Origin of the sequence: Arthrobacter sp. Hiyo1 (assembly GCF_001263615.2) — a bacterium.
In the GTDB taxonomy this organism is placed as follows: domain Bacteria; phylum Actinomycetota; class Actinomycetes; order Actinomycetales; family Micrococcaceae; genus Arthrobacter.
This window is the reverse complement of the sequence record NZ_DF952472.1, coordinates 344,660-348,788: the sequence shown is the minus strand read 5'-3', so window position 1 is coordinate 348,788 and position 4,129 is coordinate 344,660. Positions and strand designations below refer to the sequence as shown.

Sequence of the window (4,129 nt, the reverse complement as noted above, 5' to 3'; positions counted from 1 at the left end):
GCCACGGGCGTGACCCTCGCGCGTGCCTGGAAGCAGCCCGGCACGCGCCTGGGACTCTGGTGCCACTTCACTGTCCAGTTCAGCGGCAACGTCTTCGCCATGTCCTGGGGCTACCCGTTCCTGGTCTCGGCGCAGGGCCTGAACCCGGCCACTGTGTCCGCCCTGATGGGACTGTTCGTCGTCACCAGCATTCTCGTGGGCCCTCTGTTTGGAACCTTCGTGGCCAGGCACCCGATGCGGCGCTCGGCCATGGTGCTCCTGATCACGGCGGCTACGGCACTTGCCTGGGCTGCTGTCCTGCTGTTGCCCAGCAGGGCGCCCCTGTGGTTGCTTGCATTGCTCGTGATTGCCCTGGCGATCGGCGGACCCGGGTCCATGATCGGCTTTGATTTTGCCCGGACATTCAATCCTTCCCACAGGATTGGTACCGCCACGGGCATCGTCAATGTGGGCGGCTTCGTTGCCGCGCTCCTGACGATCTACTTGGTTGGGCTCATCCTCGACATTCTCCACACGAGTGGTTTCTCGGGCGGGGAGCTGTACGGCCTGGCGTCCTTCCGCATCGCATTGAGCGTGCAGTTCCTGTTCCTTCTCGTGGGCACGGTGTTGATCCTCATGACCCGTCGCAAGGTGCGCCGTCAGATGGCCGCCCAAGGCGTCCACGTCCCGCCGCTCCTCGTGTCGTTGGCGAACCAGCGCCGGCGCCGCGTGGAATTGCGCCGCGAACGTCTCGCGAAGCAGCGGAGTTCCACGCCGTAGCCTGTTTTCGCGGTGTTCCTCCACAGGGGTCGACGGACACCTTTGTCCACATAGGGCAATTGAGGCCTGCCGTGGCCCGCCATTGATGCCGATGCTGGATTCATGACAGCAGACAACCGCGTGACCGTCTTCCGGCCCGAGGACATCCTCGGCTTCATTCCCCACGCCTTGGGGCTCTGGCCAAAGGAGAGCCTCGTTGCCATCACGCTGCGGGGGCAGACACTTGGCGCCACACTCCGCGTGGACCTTCCGGGCGAGAGATCCGACCGCGCGCTTGCCGCGTACTCACGGAGGATCGGTGAGTATCTGGAAGCGGACCATGACGCCGACGGCGTGCTCTTGGCATTCTTCAGCGACGACGGTTGGGACGCCGGCGGCGCCGTGCCGCACGGCCTGCCGCTGCTGGAAGCCCTGGTACGCGTCCTGGATCATCGGGGCTTGGTGTTGCGGGATGCATGGTTCATTGGTTCCGACTACTGGCGAAGCGCATTCTGCACCGATGTGGAGTGCTGTCCCCTTCCCGGCCGTCCCGTAGACCAGATCCTCGATAGCCGGCTCAACGCGGAAATGGTGTTCCGGGGGAGCAACGTCTTGGAATCGCCACTGTTGTTGGGGCCTGAGGACGAGCCCGTCCGTGATCCGGAATTCATGCGCACGGAAGACGCCACGCTTGGGGAATTGCTCCGGCTATGGCGGAGCAGGAAGGCATTCGAAGAAATGCTGGATGTGTGGAGCGGGGTCCTCGATTCCGGCCGCCCAGCGGAGTTCGACTGCGAGGCTGCGGCGTTCCTCCGGGCAAGCCTGCGGGTCTCCGCCTGGCGCGACGCCGTGGTGGTCCTGGCGGCTGCCGGGAAAACCGTCGCTTGTGGCGGTGCGGAGGCCTTCGGCTTCTTTGACCAAGACGACGATGAACAGGGTTCCTTGGTCGTTCCGCCCGGTCTCTGTCCCCCTCCACCAGCAGCGGGCAAGCGGACTCCGGCCACGGATGTCAGCGTCTTGCGCTATGGAGACGTGCTCCTGGGCCTCTACCCGGAGAACCCCGACTGGAGACGGTTGACGAGCCTGGACGGGGTTCTGGCGATGCTCTCCCGGCGCAGTGGTGGGGAGGCGCGCGCTGCAACGCTTACGATCCGGGGGTGGATTCAGTGGTGCCGGGGGAGCGGTTCGTTCGCCCGCGAGCTCCTGTCCCAGGCTGACGCTGAACAACGGGGCTATCGACTCGCGGAGTTGCTCGCCGAGGTGGTGAGGCGCGGAACAGTCTGCGGCTGGGCCAAAAGCAAGTCGTCCGCGTGGCGGAAGTTCGGTGGTGCGGTGGCATGACTCCAAGCCCCGGGGTGACTCCAGGAGCGTCACATTGAGTGAAATCCGTGCGGCACGTAATTGTCTGCCCGGTAGCGGATATCGACCCCCGGAACTCAAAACCGTGAGACAATGGTTGCCGAGACCCGGTTGGGTCCGTGTTTCAAGTGCCGTTAACGTCCCCTGAACTCTAGGGAACATTAAGGCGCCGTCGGGAGTTTTACCTAGAGACTCTGCAGTCGGCGATGGCACTTGATGTTGATCACGGACTTGACAGGGTCATAGTGGTGTTGCCCCCATGGTGATTCCACAGACCGCCGCTAGAAAGGTTTTCTGTGACCCCGTCTTCCGCCGAGAAGGAACCCGCCGCCCTGGCCGAACTGTCCGCCGAAGAAAAGAAGGCGGCTACAGCTGCGAAGCGTGCGGCAACGCGTGCTGCCAATGCTTCGACTGCAGGTGCAGACAAGCCGGCACCCAAGAAGCGCGGGCCCAAGCCCGGCGCCAAGGCCGCTGCCGAAGCAGCCAACAAGTCCGCCGGCGCCGACGAGGACTCCGAAGAAGAAGCCGAGGATTTTGACGCCGTCGTTCCCGACGAAGCAGAGCTCACGGAGGAAGTCGAAGAAGGCGAAGAGGGCAAGAAGCCCGCGACCACCGGCTCCGGCTTTGTTTACTCGGATGCCGATGACGATGACGCGCCTGTCCAGCAGGTCATGTCAGCCGGTGCCACGGCCGACCCCGTCAAGGACTACCTGAAGCAGATCGGCAAGGTTGCCCTGTTGAACGCTGAGCAGGAAGTCGACCTTGCGCTCCGCATTGAAGCGGGTCTCTTCGCAGAAGAGAAGATCAACGCCGACGACGGCTCCATGGACCCGAAGCTGAAGCGTGAACTCGAGTTCATCATCCACGACGGCAAGAGGGCCAAGAACCACCTCCTCGAAGCCAACCTGCGCCTCGTGGTCTCGCTGGCCAAGCGCTACACAGGCCGCGGCATGCTCTTCCTGGACCTCATCCAGGAAGGCAACCTGGGCCTGATCCGTGCAGTGGAGAAGTTCGACTACACCAAGGGCTTCAAGTTCTCCACCTACGCCACTTGGTGGATCCGTCAGGCCATCACCCGCGCCATGGCGGACCAGGCCCGTACCATCCGCATCCCGGTGCACATGGTGGAAGTCATCAACAAGCTGGCACGCGTCCAGCGCCAGATGCTGCAGGACCTTGGACGCGAACCTACGCCTGAGGAACTTGCCCTCGAGCTGGACATGACTCCCGAGAAGGTCGTTGAAGTCCAGAAGTACGGCCGCGAGCCCATCTCGCTGCACACTCCGCTGGGCGAGGACGGCGATTCCGAATTCGGCGACCTCATCGAGGACTCCGAAGCGGTTGTGCCCGCGGACGCCGTAAGCTTCACCCTCCTCCAGGAACAGTTGCATTCAGTGCTCGATACCCTGTCCGAGCGGGAAGCAGGCGTCGTCGCGATGCGCTTCGGCCTTACCGACGGCCAGCCGAAGACTTTAGACGAAATCGGCAAGGTCTATGGAGTCACCCGCGAACGCATCCGTCAGATCGAATCGAAGACGATGTCAAAGCTGCGCCACCCCTCGCGGTCGCAGGTTCTGCGCGACTACCTTGACTAAAGCAACGGACGCCATGCCTTAGCCGGCACCGCCCGTCAAAAGTGGACCCCCGGATTCCCCGGGGGTCCACTTTTGCATCAGCGGCTGTGTCTAAGGGCTGTTCCGTTCGAGCGCGTGGCCAAGGATGCGGGCACCTTCCGGGAACGCCGATGGGTTGGGTCCCGCATAGTTGAGCCGGATGAACGGTCCCGCCGGTTCGGCGGGGAACCACTCAGTACCGACCGCGATCATCACCCCGGCACTCTCGCAGTCACGGGTCAGCCCCTCGAGGTCCGTGCCGTCCGGCAGGCGTGCCCAGAGATTCAGCCCTCCCTTGGGGATGAGGCTGAGGTGGGCCTGGGGGGGCGTGCTCACGAAGGCTCGTGACAAGGAGGTCGCGGCGCGACTGAAGCTGATGGCGGAGGCTGCGCAGATGCGTCTGCCAGGCCGGCTGCGTG

At 63.8% G+C, this 4,129-nt stretch carries 3 protein-coding genes and 1 pseudogene; 3 read left to right on the top strand and 1 reads right to left on the bottom strand.

Annotated features, from left to right (window positions below):
* From AHiyo1_RS15180 to AHiyo1_RS15170, 3 genes are all read left to right on the top strand, one after another.
* Positions 1-759 (top strand): MFS transporter (locus AHiyo1_RS15180; protein ID WP_113990676.1); only part of this gene is annotated, 759 nt, incomplete at its 5' end.
* A 102-nt stretch (positions 760-861) separates the two neighbouring features.
* A complete protein-coding gene (locus tag AHiyo1_RS15175) occupies positions 862-2,079 on the top strand; it encodes a DUF4192 domain-containing protein (protein WP_059389117.1) in 1,218 nt (405 codons plus the stop codon).
* Between the two features lie 314 nt (positions 2,080-2,393).
* Positions 2,394-3,692, top strand: coding sequence for an RNA polymerase sigma factor (locus tag AHiyo1_RS15170; protein WP_059389116.1), 1,299 nt, complete (start codon positions 2,394-2,396; stop codon positions 3,690-3,692).
* A 90-nt stretch (positions 3,693-3,782) separates the two neighbouring features.
* Here AHiyo1_RS15170 and AHiyo1_RS15165 read toward each other — a convergent pair.
* A pseudogene (locus tag AHiyo1_RS15165) lies at positions 3,783-4,129 on the bottom strand (PLP-dependent aminotransferase family protein); the annotation flags it as partial.

Coding starts and splice junctions, on each gene's coding strand:
- AHiyo1_RS15175 (WP_059389117.1), top strand. CDS start 862: ATGACAGCAGACAACCGCGTGACCGTCTTCCGGCCCGAGGACATCCTC.